Source organism: Streptomyces sp. M41(2017) (assembly GCF_002078175.1).
Lineage (GTDB): Bacteria > Actinomycetota > Actinomycetes > Streptomycetales > Streptomycetaceae > Streptomyces.
Genome location: NZ_MWFK01000001.1, coordinates 3,166,628 through 3,183,353, shown reverse-complemented (window position 1 = coordinate 3,183,353; position 16,726 = coordinate 3,166,628). Strand labels below are relative to the sequence as shown.

The following is a 16,726-nucleotide window of genomic DNA, read 5'->3' as shown; positions in this document are numbered from 1 at the left end:
GGACGGGGCCGGCGGCGACGGATTTTCGAGGGCCCCGCAGCTCAGGGGACCAGGGGGCGCACCTGCTCGGCGGCGAAGCGGACGAAGCCCTCGGGATCCGGTTCGTCGGCGGTGGGCTGGAGGACCACGGTGTCGGCTCCCGCGTCCACGACCCGCCGGACGGCCTCGGCGACGGCTTCCGCGTCCCCGGCGGCCCCGTGCCCCGCCGTCGGGTCCTCGCCGTCGGCGACCGTCTCGGCGCGCAGCCGGGCGGCCGCGTCGGGCCCGGTCGCGGCATGGAGGTAGACGATCACCCGGTGCCGGCCGTCCGTCCGACCGGCCTTCTTCCGCCCCTCCTCGATGAGGTCCCGGGCCCGCCGTACCCCGTCGGGGGTCGTCGACGCCGTGAGGACGGTCCCGTCGGCGGCCTCCCCGGCGAGCCGGAGCGTCCGGGGGCCGGTGGCGCCGGTGAGGATCTCGGGCGCCGAGGCGGGCGGCCAGTCGAGGGCGACCCCGTCCAGCTTCACGTATCGGCCGTCCCTGGACACATGGTCGCCGTGCAGCAGGGCGCGCAGCGCGTCGAGGTGTTCGCGCAGCAGCGTGAGGGGTGATGCGGCGCGTGCTCCGACCTGTTCCATCCAGTCCTGCACTCCGTGGCCGACCGCGACGGCGGCGCGTCCCGGGAAGAGCCGGTGCAGGGTGGCGGCCTCCATCGCGGTCACGGCGACGTTCCGCAACGGGACCGGGAGCAGGCCGACGCCGACCTTCAGACGTTCGGTCCAGGCGAGGGCGGCCGCGGCGGCGGAGACGCCCCCTTCGAGGAAGCAGTCCTCCCACAGCCACAGTTCGTCGAGCCCCGCCGTGTCCGCCGCGCGCGCCACGGCACGCAGGCGTTCGGGGGGCAGTTGCGGCCGGAAGACAACACCGAGTGACGTCATCCCGCCTTCCTACCGACGCCGTGCCCCCGCGACAAGCGCTTTACGACGCGTCGCCTGCCGAGCCCCTCGGGAAGGACACCTCCACACGACGGTTCTTGCGGCGGCCCTGCTCCGAGGTGTTGTCGGCGATGGGGTAGTCCTCGCTGTAGCCCCGCACCTCGAACGTGATGTCCGTGTCCGACGAACCGAGCGCGGCGGCCAGCCGGTCGTGGACCTGCTCCGCGCGGTTCTTCGACAGGGTCAGACCGTGCGCGTACGAACCGAGGTTGTCGGTGAACCCGAAGACGCGGACGGTGGTGGCCTTCTGGGCCTTGATCTCGTCCGCGATCGCCTGGATACGGGACTGGGCGTCCGGGTTCAGTTTCGAGCTGTCCTTCGGGAAGAGGACCTCGGCCTGGAGCGCGAACGTCACATCCGCGTTGGTGTCCTCCCGGCGTTCCTCGCCTCCCAGGTCCTCGACGACCGACTTGATGTCCAGCACCTTGGCGGCCGCGAGCGTGGCACCGTCGGCCAGCTTGAGCCCGGGGCTGTTGGCGTCGACGTCCGGAGGTGGGGACGTGGTGACGCTGCCGGGTGGGGCGCTGGGGTCGTCGTCGGCGTGGGCGGGGCCCGGAAGACCGAGGGTGACCAGTACGGCGAGGGCCGTGAACGTCGTGGCGGCGGCACGGGGAGCGAGGGCCATGGCTCAGCCCTCGGAGATCTCGATGGAGGCGGGAGGCATGGAGCCCACCTGGAAGTCGACGGAGGTGGTGTCGGCGGGGGGTGCGGGGAACTGGGCGAACCAGTCCGCCGACTTTCCGACGTCCACGCCGCCGCCGTCGAACTTCGTGCACAGGCAACGGCCTTGGGTGTCTCGCAGGACCAGGTACTTCTTCTTGCCCTTGCTGTCGACCAGTGCCGCGCCGGCCAACGAAGCGCCGTTCCTGCTCAACTCGCGCTCGTCACCCCGCCAGTTCGAGGCGATCCAGAACTGGCTCCCGGTGTTGGTGACCTTGCCGCTCACCGTCACGAATCCGCCCCCGTCCCGCACCGCCGAGGCGATCGTGAGGGTCACGTCGTCACCCTTGACCTCGGCCAGTACCTGGTCGGGGCTCGCGGACGGCGACTCCTGCTTCCCGTCGTCGCCTCCCCCCTGACCCGATGAGGTGGAGGACGCGGTCGCCGTCGGCTTGTCGTCGCCGTCTCCCCCGCCGCACCCGGACACCGTGAGGAGCAGCCCAGTAGTGATCGCCACCGCGGCCATAGTCCTGCGGCCCTTCATGGTGTGCCGGAGATCCATCGGTACGGCTTCCTCTCACTCGGCCAGATGCACGGAGAACAGCACGGACGCATCGGGAAGGTCGTCCGAATCGAAGTCTTCGGGATCGATGTCCACGAGATGCCCGTCGCAGTCCAACTGCACCAGCTTCGTGGGATCGGCGTCTGCGGCGAAGGTGCAACGCGGTTCGACGACCGCCGTCGCCTGAGCCTTCGCGTGGCGGTTCTCCGTCCCGGGGATGATCGAGTCTCCGACCGTGTAGCGGGTCTCGATGGCCACGTGATAGCCGGGGAATCCGTTGACCAATGTGGGCTGGGCGCCACCCTGCACTGTCGAGTCGTTCTCGGCGGCCAGCCGGGCAGCCGCGGCCGAGGCTCCCGCCCCCTCGAACCGGTCGCCGTCCAGCCAGTCCAGCCAGTGGTCGTCCGTGCCGACAGCGGCGGTGAGTCCGTCGACCAACTCGTCCCGCGCGTCCCGCGCAGCTGCCAACGCCGCAGCGTCCGCCGCGGATTGTGCTCCATTGCGGGCGGACGCTGCTTGGGCGAAGGCGAAGAAGGCGAACGCGGCGAAGAGCAGAGCCCCCGTCAGCCAGATGTAGATGGGGAGGGTCTGCCCCCGGTCACCGCGAACCGGCCGGCTCAGCCACCGGTGACCGAGGTGACCGCTGTCCTGATCGCACCCGAGATCAAACCGTCCAGGCCGATCTGGTCGATCAACGTGAAGATCCCCGCAATGATGATCATCAACCCCGCGTACTCCACGAACCCCGCTCCCGCGTCCCGGTTCGTGTCCCGCATGCGGGAGATCACGGTTCGTGTCCACATGGCGAACCTGCTCATCAGCACTGCCCTCCCACCCGACGCCACTAACGACCCGTGCACCGTACGTGAGAAGGCCCTTACTCCGGGTGGGCCCAGGGGCCCAACTTCCGGTCCGGGGAGTCATCGGCCCCACCCCTCGCGGGCCGTGCCCAGCCAGTGGGCGATCGCTTCGCTGCGCGAAGAACTGTGCAGCTTCGCGAAGATGCGGTTGATGTGGTTCTTGACGGTCTTCTCGGTGATGAAGCAGGTGGCGGCGATCTGGCGGTTGTTCATGCCTGCGGCGATGAGGTCCATCACCTCCACCTCCCTTGAACTCAGGCCGAAATCCGCACGGTTGGGAGCGCGGCGATGAAGTCCCGCCGCCACCGCGGGCCGAGCTTCCGACGACTGTGACACAGATGGTTGCAGGTGCGAAGAGAATGGCTCTGGTTGGTAGGAAACTCCGAGTGAATCCGGGACAGCGGAGAGGCCGTTGCGGACGTCCCGTACGGCGGAGATCAGTTCGGCCGCCGTGAACTCGCCATGGACGAGGTAGCCGGCCGCGCCCTTGCGCAGGGCCTCCGCCACCACCTCGGGTTCGCGGCTGTAGGTGAGCATCATGACCGGGGCGATCCTGGTCAGCCGGGGCAGGGCGGTGAGGCCGTCGGTGCCGGGCATGCGGACGTCCAGGAGGACCACGTCGGGTGCGTGGCGCAGGGCGCAGGCCAGCGCCTCCTCGCCGTCCCGGGCCGCCGCGACCACCACGGTGCCGGGGTGCGCCTCCAGCAGGGCGGTCAGTCCGGCCCGTACGACCGGGTTGTCGTCGGCAACGAGGACGCGCAGGGGCGGGCCGGGAAGTGCCTGGTCAGGCATGTGCGGCCTCCTCTTGGTCGGTGGGGGCCGCGAGGCGGGCGGCCCCGCGGAGAGGGACGGTGAGACGGATCTCGGCGCCGCCCTGCGGTGCTCGGTCCAGCGCGAGCCGGCCGCCGACGCAGGCGGCGCGTTCCGTCATGCCGAGCAGGCCGAAATGGCCGGATCTCGACCAGGTGGCGAGCAGGTCCGGGGTGGCGGCCTCGGGGAGGCCTGCTCCGTCGTCCAGGACGCGGACCGAGAACTCGTCCTCGGCCACGGCCAGTTCGACGGCGGCCCGGCTGGCGCCCGCGTGGCGGTGGGTGTTCTCCAACGCCTCGGACACGATCGCGAGGACGTGGTGGGCCGCCGCGCAGGGCAGGACCGGCACCCCGCCCCGGTGACGCACGGGGGTGGGGATACGGGTCCGGTTCTGGAAGTCGGCCGCCAGCGCCCGGAGTTCGGGCAGGAGGTCAGCGTCCGGGGCCGTGAGGTCGGTGTGGCGGCGCAGGTCCGACAGGAGGGTGCGGGACTCGGTGGCGGCGCGGCGCGCGGCACCGGCCACCACGGTCGCCTGACGTCGCAGTGCCTCGGGGTCAGCGGCGTCGGCGGAGGCGGCGAGGGCGTCCGCGGCGAGGGCGAGACCGTGCAGGGTCTTGGCCACCGAGTCGTGCATCTCGCGCGCCAGGCGCGCCCGTTCGGACTCGACGGCCTCGGCGACGGCGAGCCTGCTGGTCGCCTCCGACAGGGCCTGGCTGGCCGTGCCGAAGCGGAACATCAGGTTGCGCAGGGTGACGCCGATGATGCCGGCGCCGACGCAGAACCCCGCGATGAGCAGGGTGTTGGCACCGGCTCCGGGCCGGTGTTCCCAGGCCCGGAACACCGTGAGGAGCACGACGAACTGGAGACCGGTGAAGACGCCCGCGCCACGCCAGCCGTAGAGGAGGCCGGACAGGAGAGGCGTGCAGACCGTGGCGTAGGCGAGGGGGGAGGCCGGGGACGCGGTGAGGAGCAGGATCGCGCCGAAGCTGAGGTCCAGGGCCATCAGACTCGGGTGGGCGAGGAGGCGGGGGCCCAAGCGCTCCCAGTCGCGGAGCATGGCGTAGGAACCCATGACGCCGAGGACGGCGGCGGCGAGGACGGCGTAGCGCGCGAGGCCGTCGGCCGCGTTCGTCATCGCGAAGGGGGCGCCGACGGCGATGGCGGCGAGGCGGACGCCGAAGGCCTGGCGGCACAGCGCCTGGAGGGCGTTGAGCTGGAGGCGGACGCCGCCGGGTGCGGGGACGTCGTCGGCAAGGTAGCCGGTGCCCCGTGCGCGGTTGCGTCCGGGGCGGGCGAGCGGGCCGGGCCCGCACGAGCGGACGGTCTGCGCGAGGCGGTGCAGGATGCCGTCCATCAGCGCCCCAGGATCGAGCCGAAGTTCGTTCCCGAGCCCAGGAACATGCCGGTGGCGATGAGGATCATCGTCGCGGGGAGCATGAAGACGAGGGTGACCATGGTCGCCTTGGGGATGGTCTTGGCGGCGCGGCGGCGGGCGTTCTGTGCGTCCGTGCGGCGCATGTCGGTGGCGAGCTGGATGAGCGTCTCGGCGATCGGTGAGCCGAGCTCCTCGCCCTGCTGGAGGGCCGAGACGAACTGGGCGACCTGCTCGGAGGAGTTGCGCCGGCGGAGTTCGTCGAAGGCCTGGCGGCGGCTGACCCCCATGTCCATCTGGCGCAGGGTGATGCGCAGTTCGTCGGCCCAGGGGCCCTCGTACTTCTCGGCGACGCGGTCGAGTGCCTGGCGGAAGCCGAGGCCCGCGGAGACGACGACGGCGAGGACGTCCAGGAAGTCGGGCAGCGTGCGGTCGATGACGTCCTTGCGTTCCCGGACCGCCTGCCAGATCAGGGCGTCCGCGGCGACCAGGCCGAAGGCCAGGGTGAGCACGGCGAACAGGAGCTGGCCGTTGGAGAGGAAGACCAGACCGAGGACGACGCCGAAGATGCCGTACACCGCGCGGCGGGCGGCGTAGCGGTTGAGCGTCAGGCCGCCGGGGTTGCCCGCCATGTCGATGCGGCGGCGTTTGGCGTCCACGCGGCGCGGGCCCATCAGGCGCAGCACGGTCGGCGCGAAGCGCATGCCGAGGCGGTCGACGGCCGAGTCCGCGGTGGAGACACGGGTGCCGCCGACCTCCAGGGCGAGCTGGAGGTCGCTGGGGAGCTTGGCGTCGGCGCGGATCATCCGGACGCCCAGGAGGACGCCGGCGACGGCCGCGCCCATCAGGACGGCGAGCAGCAGCGGCAGCATGGTGACCCCTCCCTACACTTCGATCTTGCCGAGGCGGCGGATGACGAAGAAGCCCACGGTGTAGAGGCCGAGGGCCAGCAGGACGAGGCCCTGGCCGAGAGGCGAGCCGGTGACGCGGGCGAGGGCTCCCTCGTTGGAGGAGTTGATCAGGATCAGGGAGCCGATGCCGAGGAGCGGGACGGTGAAGGCGGTCGCGTTGACCTCGGAGAGCATGGTGCGGACCTCGCGCCGGGTCTCCTTGCGGTCCTCCAGGGTCTGGGTCAGGTTGCGCAGGGAGTTGACCACGGAGCCGCCCGCCTTGTTCGCGAGGACCAGCGTGGTGACGAGGACGATGAGTTCGCGGGACGGCAGCCGCTCGGACAGCTCGCCGAGGGCGTCGTCGATGGTCCGCCCCAGCATCAGCTGGTCCGCCACGTGCGCGAGTTCCTCGCCCGCCGGGGCCTCCAGCTCCTCGGCCGCCATGGCGAGCGCGGTGCGCAGGGCGAGGCCGGCCGCTGTGGCGTTGGCCAGCAGGCGTGCCACGTCGGGGAGTTGGTTGATGAAGGCCTCGATGCGTTTCTGGCGCTGCCAGTTGAGGAAGATGGCCGCGCTCCACACCCCGAGGACGGCGGCGATCGGGCCGAAGAAGGGGGCGAGGGTGGCGGCGGCGATCAGCCAGAGGGCGACGACCACGGCGGTGACGTAGGTGAAGAACTCCCCTGCGGTGATGTCGAGTCCGGTGGCCGAGAGGCGCAGGTGGATCGTGCGGCCGAGCCGGGTGCGGCGCAGCCTGCGGTCCACGCCCGCGAAGTGCCGGACACGGCCGGCGCCGGTGCGCGGCGGGCCGGTGCCGGAGAGGCGGTCGACGAGCGCCCGGCGCTGGGCGCGGCCCGAGGCGTAGGTGTGCACGCCCGCGACGGCGAGTGTGCCGCACAGGACGGTTCCGCCGAGGGCGAGGAGGGCGGGGTCGTTCATGGCAGCCTCCCTTCGGAGGTGGGCGGCGTCATCCGATGGCCTGCCGGGTGGGGAGGAGGTCGATGGCCTCGGCGACGCCGAAGGCGGGCGGCAGCGGCTCGTTGGCGACGTACAGCTTCTCCGCGACCGAGCGGGGCAGCGGGAGGTGCTCGAAGTGGCCCCGGACGACACGGTCGGGGCCGACGGGGCGGGGCACGAACCGGGTGACGGGGCTGACGCGGAACTGTTCGCGGCCGTGCGAGACGAGCAGGGCGATCTCGGTGACCTTGCGGGAGCCGTCGGCGTGCCGGGAGAGCTGGACGACGACTTCGACAGCCGAGTTGATCTGGTCCTTCAGCGCCTCGAAGGGGATCTGCACCTCGGACATGGAGCCGAGGGTCTGCAGGCGCATGAGGGCGTCCTCGGCGGAGTTCGCGTGCACGGTGGCGAGCGAGCCGTCGTGGCCGGTGGACATGGCCTGGAGCATGTCGAGGGTCTCGCCGCCGCGGACCTCGCCGACGATGATCCGGTCGGGGCGCATGCGCAGGGAGTTGCGGACCAGGTCGCGGATGGTGATCTGGCCCTTGCCCTCCACGTTCGGGGGCCGCGACTCCAGGCGGATGACGTGCTCCTGCTGGAGCTGGAGTTCGGCGGAGTCCTCGATGGTGATGATGCGCTCGTGGGACGGGATCAGTCCGGACAGCGCGTTCAGCAGGGTGGTCTTGCCGCTGCCGGTGCCGCCGCTGACGATGACGTTGAAGCGGGCCCGGACGAAGGCCGCGAGGAGCATGAGCATCTGCTCGTCGAGGGAGCCGAGGCCGATCAGTTCGGGGAGTGTGTAGGCGCGCGGGAAGCGGCGGATGGTGAGGGTGGGGCCGGTCAGGGCGAGCGGCGGGATGATGACGTTGACGCGCTCGCCGGTGGGCAGCCGGGCGTCGACCATCGGGTTGGACTCGTCGACGCGGCGGTTGACCGTCGAGACGATGCGTTCGATGGTCTGCATGAGCTGCTCGTTCGACGCGAAGCGCAGCGGCAGCTGCTCGACGCGGCCGGCCCGCTCGACGAAGATCGAGTCGGGGCCGTTGACCATGATCTCGGTGATGGAGGCGTCCGCGAGGAGCGGTTCGAGGACGCCGAGTCCGAGGGCCTCGTCGACGACCCGGCGGATCAGCTGGGAGCGTTCGGCGGAGGACAGGACCGGGCCCTCGCGGCTGATGATGTGGCCGAGGACGCGTTCGAGGCGGACGCGGCGTTCGGCCGCGGCCAGGCTGGACATCTCCGCGAGGTCGATCTCCTCGAGGAGTTTCGCGCGGTAGACGGCGACGAGGTGTCCGTCCTCACGGGCGGGTCCCCCCTCGTCGGGGGTCGCGATGCGGGAACGCAGGCTCATGGTGTCGGCTCCTCCCGGTCAGTCGTCGGTGGGCATGGTGGCCTTGCGGGACAGGTCGTAGCCGCCGAACAGCGGGATCACGCCCGGGACGTGGACCGTGACGGTCGCGGTGGTGAGGTCGGCCCCCCGGGCGGGCGCGACCTGCGGGTCGAGCCAGCCGCTGACGGCGGCCTGTCCTGCCGCGGCGCCGTCGCCGCCCTGGGAGGCGACGCGCGCGGCGGCCCGTGCCCCGGAACCGGCCTGGTTCGCGCCGTACCCGATGAGGCCGAGCTGGATCGTCGCCATGCCGATGAGCAGCAGGATGGGCAGGAATCCGGTGAACTCCAGGATGGAGACGCCCCGGTCGTCCCGCAGGCGGCGGGTGGCACGGCGGGCGCGGCGGCGGGTGGCAGCGGCCGGGGGGCCGCTGGTGACCGGCGCCGGGGCCGGGCAGCGGGCGCCCGGTGTCAGGACGGCGTGCGTCGCCGGGGCGGCGGGGGCGCTCCCGGCGCGGCGGGCTCCGGTGGCGCAGAGCCGGCCGGCGGCCCGACGGCCGGCCGCCGTACGGCCGCTCCCGGCCCGGCGTGCGCCGCCGCGCGCCGCGCGGGTCGGATCGGTGCACCCCGGTTCGTGGCGCCGGCGCCGGAGTGCGAGGCGGAAGCCCGGCAGGAGGACCGGTGCCCGTCGCAGGAACGTCCTCATCCGTCGTCCCCTTCCAGTGCCGCGCCCGCCGTGCCCCTCACGTGGAAACCCGCGTCGAAACCGGGGAAGAACAGCGGCACGTCGACGTCGACGGTGGCCTTCATGACCGAGCCGGCCGGGGCGCAGCCGATACCCGCGCCCTGCCAGGCGCCCGGGAGGTGCTTGCTGCCCGCCGCCGCACAGGCGCCGCCGACGTCGCCGTTGACCGCGTACGCGGCGGTCGCGGCCCGCGCCGCCTCGTCGGCCGCGTTCCCGGCGAGGGAGTACGAGTAGCCGTACAGCACGCACTGCCACAGGATCGTCATGACGACGAGCAGCAGCGGGAACATTCCGGCGAACTCGAGGGTGACGGCTCCCCGGTCGCCGCCCCGGCGGCGCAGGCTGAGCGAGCCCCGGTCGGCCACCGGGGCCTTGCGCCGCCGGCCGCCGGCCCCGCCCTCCTGAGCGACCACGAGACCCAGCTCGCCGGCCAGGGTCCACTGGGCCTGCTTGACGGTCGAGCGGGCGTCCAGGTCCTGGAGCCGGCCGGCGTCGACGACGGCCTGGAGTTCCTTGAAGGCCGCGGGGACGGAGGTGCGGGCGACTCTGGTGCCGGTGACGCGTTCGACGAGGGACGGCTGGATCTCCGTACCGCGGGCGAAGCGGTTGACGACCGTGGTGGTCTCCTCCGCCTTGCGGATCTGGAGGCGGTCCCACATCCGGACCATGCGCTTGGCCGCGCGGACGGCGACGACGTCGGGGGTGACCAGCAGCAGGGCCACATCGGCCAGTTCGACGGCGGCCGCGGTCGCCGAGTTCATCTGGGAGCCGCAGTCGACGACCACCACGTCGTGGCGGGAGCGGAGCGCGCCGAGGACCTGGCGGGTGACCCGGTCGGTGACCTCCTCGCCGCGTTCGCCCTCGGCGGGGGCGAGCAGCAGGGCGACGCCGCTGTCGTGGGTGTAGACGGCGTCCTGGAGGACGCGCGGGTTGATGTCGGTGATGGCGGCGAGGTCGGCCACCGAGCGGCGGAACTGCACGTCGAGGTAGGAGGCCACGTCGCCGGACTGGAGGTCGAGGTCGAGCAGGGCGACGTTGCGGCCGGACGCCTGGGCCGCGAGGGCGAGTTGGACGGCGGTGACGGTCGCGCCGACACCGCCCTTGGCGCCGGTCACGGTGACGACGGTGCCGCCGGGGCCCGTGTACAGGGCGGGTGCGCCGCTGTGCAGGTGGCGGCGCATGCCGGCGGACCAGGAGGCGGCCGCCTGGACGCGTTCGGCGAGGGCGTCGTAGCCGAGGGGAAGCCCGATGATGCCGCGGGCGCCGGAGTCCATGGCGGCGGTCAGGACGCCGGTGCTGGTGTCGGCGGTGATGAGGACGACGCCGACGGCGGGGAAGCGCATCACGAGGTCGCGGATCAGGTCCAACGCCGGTACGGGGCCGATGCGTTCGTGGACGAGGACCACTTCGGGCAGTTCGTCCAGGGACTCGGCGGCCAGCCGTGCCAGCGTGTCGAGCAGGGCCGTGGAGTCGGGGACCGGCGGGGCGGGTTCGGCGTCGGCGAGCTGGCTCAGCAGGGTGGTGAGGGCGCGGGCCGAGTCGATGTCGCCGACGGCGGAGAGGATGCGGACGGTCATCGGCCCAGCTCCTCGTGGGCGCGTGGCGCCGCGGGCCGCCGGGCCCGCGCGGTACGCGTGCGCGGCGCCGGCCTCGGGTCCCGGGCGGTACGTGGGGGCCTCGGGCGGGGACTCCGGCAGCGCCCCGTGGGCATGGACCTCATGCGCGGCCTCCTACTTGTCCTCATCGAGGGTGTACGTACGGTCGCCGGGCGCGACGGCCGCGTCGGAGCCTCCCGCGACCAGGGCGAGCCGGACGTGTTCGGCGAACGACTCGGCGTAGGCCACGCGTTGGGCGTCGGCCGTGCCGAGGGCGAAGGTGATGGGGACGGCCTGGTTGGCGTTGTTGCGCCGGTCGGAGCTGGACTGGCCGGGGTCGAGCGCGGTGAGTTTGCCGACGTCGATGACGCGGGCGTTCTCGACGATCACCTTGGACTGGTCGACGCCCTTGTCGTTCTCGGCCTTGAAGGTGGCGTAGATGTTCACCCGCGAGCCGGGGTTGATCTTGCCCGCGACACCGGTCGCCGCGTCGATCATGATGGCGATCTCCTGCTGCCCCGCGGCCAGCCGGGGCCGCTCGACGATCATGTCGGCCTGGAGCAGTGAGCCCTTCTCCAGCTGGGTGACGGCGATCTTGCCGCGGATCTGGGAGAGGCTGGTGACGGCGGTGGACGACAGCCATCGCTCGGGCATCGAGATCTTCTCGAACTGGTCGGCCGTCAGCTCCTTGTAGGGCGCGATGTCGTCCTTCAGGCGGTACGCCGTGACCTCCGGGCCGACCTTGGAGTTCACGTCGCGGATCACCGAGAGGACTCCGGCGAAGGCGCCGAGGGCGCACAGGACCGAGAGGACCAGCAGGATGACGCCGCGGCGCTGGCGCGAGTTCACTGAATCTCACCTCGTGGAGCGGGACCGGGGACGGGACCGAGCTGTCTGTTCTGCCAAGGTGCCGGGGGGTGTGCCCCGGGGTGGTGCAGCATGCTCCGGACAACCTCGATCTGCGGGGGACGGCGGGTCGTGCGGTGGTGCCTGGTGCTGTTCGGATGTGGCCGGTGATACCGGGGCCTAGGTGGCACCCCGGGGCAGTGCGCGTACCGAGGAGGCTGCCCGGACGACGGTGGCCGGAAGCTCCTGCGCGGCGGACGGTGGCAACGGTGCGGCGCAGAACCCGCAGCGGTCACCGATGAGTTCGAGGCCGCACCAGTGGCACTGCTCCCGCCGTACGGACGAGACGAGCTGATAGAGCACCGAGACGTCGTACAGCCCGGCGGCGAACTCGACGAGGCGTGACGTCCCCCACCAGCGGGCCGATTCGGCCGGCAGCGGGACGGTCGCGGCGCTCTGGACGCGCCAGGCCGGGGCGAGGGTCTCGGTGACCCACTCGGAGGGGGGCTGCCCCGCCGCCGAGAGCAGCCGGGTGCCGAACTCCGGCCCGGACAAATCCTGTTGGCCGACTCGGACGATCTCGGGGCGCGGGTTGGCGAGGACCGCGAACTGGGCGCCCGGCACCCAGGACTTGGCGTGCGAGCCGAGGGTGACCGGGACGCGGTCGAGCTTGGCGACCGAACCGAGCAGGGCGCCCGCGTAGATGTAGTGCGCGAGGAGCCGGGCGGCGGAGGCCAGCACGCCGGGGCTGAAGTCGCAGACGGACAACTGGCGCAACTGCTGGGCGAGCAGGGCGATTCCGAGCGGCGGGAGGTCGAGTCCGAGCAGCGCGATGCGGTCGCTCTCCAGGACGGAGCGGACCGTACGCAGCCGCTGGATGACGGGCCCCTCGGCGGAGGAGGGGTACAGGGCGATGACGTATCCGTGCTGCTCGATGAGGGCGTGCATCCCGGTGAGGGATGCCTCCAGGGTGTCCAGGGGCTGGACGACCGCGGGCGGGGTCTGCCGGTCGTGCGGTGGGAGCACCAGGTCGGGACTGGTGACGGCTATCGCGGTCGGCACGCTGCACACACCCCGTTCGCTGCGGCGGGGTGGTCAACCACCGCCTCAGATCGCCCCTTTTATCGCCATGGAGCATCACGGACGACCTCGAACGGCCTCAGATCGTCACGGTGACGTCCTCTTGCATCAGCACCATATCCACGGCATGGCCCGCTCAACACCGAATCAGCGAGATCATCTCACCGAAGGTACGGGAGTGATCAACGGAGAGTAAGACGCGCGTGGGGCAACTCAAGCCCCTGACAGGGGTGTTGGGCGCTCCAGAGGTCTTGACAACCGGATTGGTCTGGACCAACTTGTATCCACCGGCGGTGGCCACCGTTCCGATCCCCCTCCCCCACCTCTCCCCCGGAGGACCCAGTGGACCGCGTCACCAGAATGCCCAGGCGGAGATGGGCGGGCACCCTCGCCGCCGTCGTCACCGCATCCGTCCTCTCCCTCACCGGTCTGGCCGGCCAGGCCCAGGCCGCGGACGTCAACAACGCCAAGAACGGCGGCTACGAGTCCGGCCTCTCCAACTGGACGTGTTCGGCGGGCAGCGGCGCGACCGTCTCCTCGCCGGTGCACGGCGGTTCGGCGGCGCTGAAGGCCACGCCCGCCGGGCAGGACAACGCGCAGTGCACCCAGTCCGTTGCCGTCAAGCCCAACTCGACCTACACGCTGAGCGCGTGGGTGCAGGGCGGCTACTCCTACCTCGGGGCGACGGGCACGGGCACCACGGACGTGTCGACGTGGACGCCGGACTCCTCGTCCTGGAAGCAGCTGAAGACCACCTTCACCACGGGCGCCTCGACCACGTCCGTGACGGTCTACACGCACGGCTGGTACGGACAGGCCGCCTACTTCGCGGACGACCTCTCGGTGCTCGGCCCCGACGGCGGAGGCGGTGGCGGCGACCCGGCTCCGACGGTCCCGGCGGCCCCCGGCGGCCTGGGCGTGTCCTCCACGACCTCCTCGTCCGTCTCCCTCGCCTGGAGCACGGTGTCGGGCGCGACCGGCTACAACGTCTACCAGGGCGGTTCCAAGGTCCAGTCGGTGACCGGGACCTCCGCGACCGTCTCGGGGCTCGCCGCCTCGACGTCGTACTCGTTCCAGGTCACGGCGACCAACGCGGCCGGTGAGTCGGTGAAGTCGTCGACGGTCACCGGGAAGACGGCCGCCACCTCCGGCGGTGGCGGAGGCGGCAACGTGCCCGCACACGCCGTGACCGGCTACTGGCAGAACTTCAACAACGGCGCGACCGTCCAGAAGCTCTCCGCCGTCCAGTCGCAGTACGACATCATCGCGGTCGCCTTCGCGGACGCCACGACCACGCCCGGCGCGGTGAGCTTCACCCTCGACTCGGCCGGCCTCGGCGGTTACACCGTCGACCAGTTCAAGGCCGACATCAAGGCGAAGCAGGCGGCGGGCAAGAAGGTCATCATCTCCATCGGCGGCCAGAACGGCACGATCTCGGTGAGCGACTCCGCGTCGGCCACCAACTTCGCCAACTCGGTCTACTCGCTGATGCAGACGTACGGCTTCGACGGCGTCGACATCGACCTGGAGAACGGTCTCAACGCGACCTACATGTCGCAGGCCCTGCGGTCCCTGTCCGCCAAGGCCGGCGCGTCCCTGGTCATCACGATGGCCCCGCAGACGATCGACATGCAGTCCACGTCGAACGGCTACTTCCAGACGGCGCTGAACATCAAGGACATCCTCACCGTCGTCAACATGCAGTACTACAACAGCGGTTCGATGCTCGGCTGTGACGGCAAGGTGTACTCGCAGGGCTCGGTCGACTTCCTGACGGCGCTCGCCTGCATCCAGCTCGAAGGCGGCCTCGCCCCCTCGCAGGTCGGCCTCGGCCTCCCCGCCTCCACCAGCGGCGCGGGCAGCGGCTACGTCTCCCCGTCCATCGTGAACAACGCCCTCGACTGCCTGGCCAAGGGCACCAACTGCGGTTCGTTCAAGCCCTCCAAGACCTACCCGGGTCTGCGCGGCGCGATGACCTGGTCCACCAACTGGGACGCGTCGGCGGGCAACGCCTGGTCGAACGCGGTCGGCCCGCACGTCCACGCGATGTAACCCCGCTCCCACCGCCCGACACCCCTGACGCACGGCCCTTCCCCTTCACCCCGTTCCCCGCTTCCGTGGGGAACGGGGTGAAACATTTCCGGGGCCCGGCGCATCAGTTAAGTGACGGCGTCGAGTTCACGGCCACCCGGGGGAGTCGGATGAGGAAGGTCCAGGGGGACGGGTATGCGGAGTTCGCGGGTGCCCGGGCGGGGCATCTGTACCGGTCCGCCTGTCTGCTGACCGGCGGGGACGTCCATCTGGCCGAGGATCTCGTTCAGGAGGCGCTCGGGCGGATGTACGTGAGCTGGGGGCGCGTGTCCCGCAGCGACAACCCGGCGGCGTACGCGCAGACCGTGCTGACCCGCACGTTCCTGGCGCACCGGCGGTTACGCAGCAGTTCGGAGCGCGCGACCGACGTGTTCCCCGACCTTCCCGACCCGGCCGCCGGCGGTGGCGACACACCGCTGCGGCTCACGCTCGTCGAGGCGTTGCGCGGGCTGCCGCCGAAGGACCGGGCGGTCGTCGTCCTGCGCTACTGGGAGGACCGCAGCGTCGAGGAGACGGCCGAGGTGATGCGCACCAGCTCGGCCGCCGTCCGCACCCGCAGCGTCCGGGCGCTGGCCCGGCTGCGCACGGTCCTGGGCGGCAGCCTCAGCGAGCACGTGGCGCCCTGAGCCGGCCGTTCCCCGTCCTTCCCCTCCCCCGCATGTCCTTCTCCTCCCCTGCTTCCTCTCCTTCACCAGAAAGGGTGGTTCCCCATGCCCCTCGACGACTCTCCCGCCGACGACCTCTTCGAGGAGCGGCTCGGCAACGCCCTGCACCGGACCGGCAACGGGTTCGATCCCGACCGGCGGACGCTGGCCGCGAAGGGCGAGGCACGCGGGCGGCGCCTGCGGTCCCGGCGCCGGATCGCGCTGACCGGGAGCGTGGCCGGGCTCGCGCTCGTCGGGGTCGGCGGGGCGCTGCTGCTGCCCGGCACGGACGCCGGACGGGCCCCGGTGGCCGCGGCCACCGCGAAGTCCGGCACGGAGAAGCACAGCCGGATGTCGGCCGCCGAGATGATCCGCGCCCTCGAAAGGACGCTCCCCAAGGGCAGGTTCAGCGAAGAGGCGGGCCGCCCCACGGATCATCCGCTGGGCCCGTACGCGTACGCCGTCTACGACGACGGACACGGCAAGGCCGCGGTCTCGGTCGCGGTGAGCGTGGTGGACCCGGCGAGCCCGGAGGCCGGGGAGGCGGTCACCTGCCCGGACAGGAGCGCGGCGGGTTACGACGCGTGCCACACGAGCACGCTCCGGGACGGCTCGCGCCTGATGATCTTCCAGGGCTACGAGTACCCGGACCGGCGCGCCGACACGAAGTACTGGTACGCCCAGCTCCTCACCCCGACCGGCCGGCAGGTCACCGTCTCCGAGTGGAACGCAGCCGCCGAGAAGGACAGCCCCGTGACCCGCCCGGAACCCCCGCTGTCGCCCGCCGGGTTGAAGCAGGCCGCGACGGCCTCCGTGTGGCGGACCGCGGCCGGCCTGATGCCGAAGCCGTCCGAACCGGCGGCGCCCACGACGACACCGCACCCGGCGGCCGACGGCGAGGCCGTCCTGGACCAGTTGGTCTCGCTCCTCCCCTCGGACGTCACCGTGAGGTCGCGGGGGGCCGACGACCAGGAGTACGCCTGGGTGGTCGTCGACGACGGCAAGGGCCGCAGCCTGGTGCAGATCAACGTGCAGCCGAACATGGGCGACGTGGAGGGCCAGTTGTTCGGCGACGCCGAGACCCTGCCCGACGGCACGAAGGTCGTCACGAAGAAGGCGCCCGGCGAGAAGGGCGGCGCCGGGGTCGTGATGTGGACCGCCGACACGATCCGGCCGGACGGGCTGCGCGTGGTGGTCTCCGCGTTCAACACCGACCGTCAGGACGCCGCGGCCACCCGGTCGACCCCGGCCCTGACGCTCTCCGAGCTGAAGGCGGTCGCGGCCGACGCGCGGTGGTCGGGCCTGTCGTAGCGGACG

General features: G+C 71.9%; 17 protein-coding genes. 3 read left to right on the top strand and 14 right to left on the bottom strand.

The annotated features are described in order from the left end of the window. Positions 1–41: 41 nt before the first annotated feature. The 14 genes from B0675_RS14080 to B0675_RS14015 all read right to left on the bottom strand — a co-directional run bounded on the left by B0675_RS14080 (position 42) and on the right by B0675_RS14015 (position 12,656). Positions 42–917, bottom strand: coding sequence for an LLM class flavin-dependent oxidoreductase (locus B0675_RS14080; RefSeq protein WP_081219142.1), 876 nt, complete (start codon positions 915–917; stop codon positions 42–44). Between the two features lie 40 nt (positions 918–957). Then, positions 958–1,599 carry an OmpA family protein gene (locus B0675_RS14075; RefSeq protein WP_081219141.1) on the bottom strand — a complete coding sequence of 214 codons (642 nt, stop codon included), beginning with the start codon at positions 1,597–1,599 and terminating at the stop codon, positions 958–960. A gap of 3 nt (positions 1,600–1,602) precedes the next feature. Then, a complete protein-coding gene (locus tag B0675_RS14070; protein WP_081219140.1) occupies positions 1,603–2,196 on the bottom strand; it encodes a hypothetical protein in 594 nt (197 codons plus the stop codon). Positions 2,197–2,211: 15 nt separating this feature from the next. Then, complete coding sequence (locus tag B0675_RS14065) at positions 2,212–2,817, bottom strand: pilus assembly protein TadG-related protein (RefSeq protein ID WP_179165402.1); 606 nt, start codon at positions 2,815–2,817, stop codon at positions 2,212–2,214. Further along, positions 2,814–3,014, bottom strand: a complete 201-nt coding sequence (locus tag B0675_RS14060; RefSeq protein ID WP_081221780.1) for a hypothetical protein — start codon at positions 3,012–3,014, stop codon at positions 2,814–2,816. Before B0675_RS14060 ends, B0675_RS14065 begins: the two co-directional genes overlap by 4 nt. 102 nt (positions 3,015–3,116) lie before the next feature. Continuing rightward, positions 3,117–3,848 (bottom strand): response regulator transcription factor, encoded by a 732-nt coding sequence (locus B0675_RS14055; protein ID WP_081219139.1) that lies wholly within the window; start codon positions 3,846–3,848, stop codon positions 3,117–3,119. Beyond that, positions 3,841–5,220, bottom strand: a complete 1,380-nt coding sequence (locus tag B0675_RS14050) for a histidine kinase (protein ID WP_081219138.1) — start codon at positions 5,218–5,220, stop codon at positions 3,841–3,843. Before B0675_RS14050 ends, B0675_RS14055 begins: the two co-directional genes overlap by 8 nt. Next, positions 5,220–6,110, bottom strand: coding sequence for a DUF5936 domain-containing protein (locus tag B0675_RS14045; RefSeq protein ID WP_081219137.1), 891 nt, complete (start codon positions 6,108–6,110; stop codon positions 5,220–5,222). The genes B0675_RS14050 and B0675_RS14045 overlap by 1 nt, the downstream gene beginning before the upstream one ends. A gap of 12 nt (positions 6,111–6,122) precedes the next feature. Then, complete coding sequence (locus tag B0675_RS14040; protein WP_081219136.1) at positions 6,123–7,064, bottom strand: type II secretion system F family protein; 942 nt, start codon at positions 7,062–7,064, stop codon at positions 6,123–6,125. Positions 7,065–7,092: 28 nt separating this feature from the next. Next, positions 7,093–8,433 (bottom strand): CpaF family protein, encoded by a 1,341-nt coding sequence (locus tag B0675_RS14035; protein ID WP_081219135.1) that lies wholly within the window; start codon positions 8,431–8,433, stop codon positions 7,093–7,095. An 18-nt stretch (positions 8,434–8,451) separates the two neighbouring features. Continuing rightward, entirely contained in the window at positions 8,452–9,114 is a 663-nt protein-coding gene (locus B0675_RS42560; RefSeq protein ID WP_081219134.1) for a TadE/TadG family type IV pilus assembly protein, read from the bottom strand. Next, positions 9,111–10,730 (bottom strand): AAA family ATPase, encoded by a 1,620-nt coding sequence (locus B0675_RS14025; RefSeq protein WP_081219133.1) that lies wholly within the window; start codon positions 10,728–10,730, stop codon positions 9,111–9,113. Before B0675_RS14025 ends, B0675_RS42560 begins: the two co-directional genes overlap by 4 nt. 153 nt (positions 10,731–10,883) lie before the next feature. Next, positions 10,884–11,597 (bottom strand): Flp pilus assembly protein CpaB, encoded by a 714-nt coding sequence (cpaB, locus tag B0675_RS14020; protein ID WP_081219132.1) that lies wholly within the window; start codon positions 11,595–11,597, stop codon positions 10,884–10,886. Between the two features lie 177 nt (positions 11,598–11,774). Further along, positions 11,775–12,656 carry a hypothetical protein gene (locus tag B0675_RS14015; RefSeq protein WP_081221779.1) on the bottom strand — a complete coding sequence of 294 codons (882 nt, stop codon included), beginning with the start codon at positions 12,654–12,656 and terminating at the stop codon, positions 11,775–11,777. Positions 12,657–13,034: 378 nt separating this feature from the next. On the opposite strand from B0675_RS14015, the gene B0675_RS14010 reads away from it, so the two are divergent. The 3 genes from B0675_RS14010 to B0675_RS14000 all read left to right on the top strand — a co-directional run bounded on the left by B0675_RS14010 (position 13,035) and on the right by B0675_RS14000 (position 16,720). Continuing rightward, positions 13,035–14,726 carry a glycoside hydrolase family 18 protein gene (locus tag B0675_RS14010; RefSeq protein ID WP_081219131.1) on the top strand — a complete coding sequence of 564 codons (1,692 nt, stop codon included), beginning with the start codon at positions 13,035–13,037 and terminating at the stop codon, positions 14,724–14,726. A 149-nt stretch (positions 14,727–14,875) separates the two neighbouring features. Next, positions 14,876–15,391, top strand: a complete 516-nt coding sequence (locus B0675_RS14005; protein ID WP_081219130.1) for a SigE family RNA polymerase sigma factor — start codon at positions 14,876–14,878, stop codon at positions 15,389–15,391. An 84-nt stretch (positions 15,392–15,475) separates the two neighbouring features. After that, the gene (locus tag B0675_RS14000) at positions 15,476–16,720 is read left to right on the top strand and encodes a hypothetical protein (RefSeq protein WP_081219129.1); all 1,245 of its coding nucleotides are present in this window, start codon (positions 15,476–15,478) and stop codon (positions 16,718–16,720) included. The last annotated feature ends 6 nt before the right edge of the window (positions 16,721–16,726 follow it).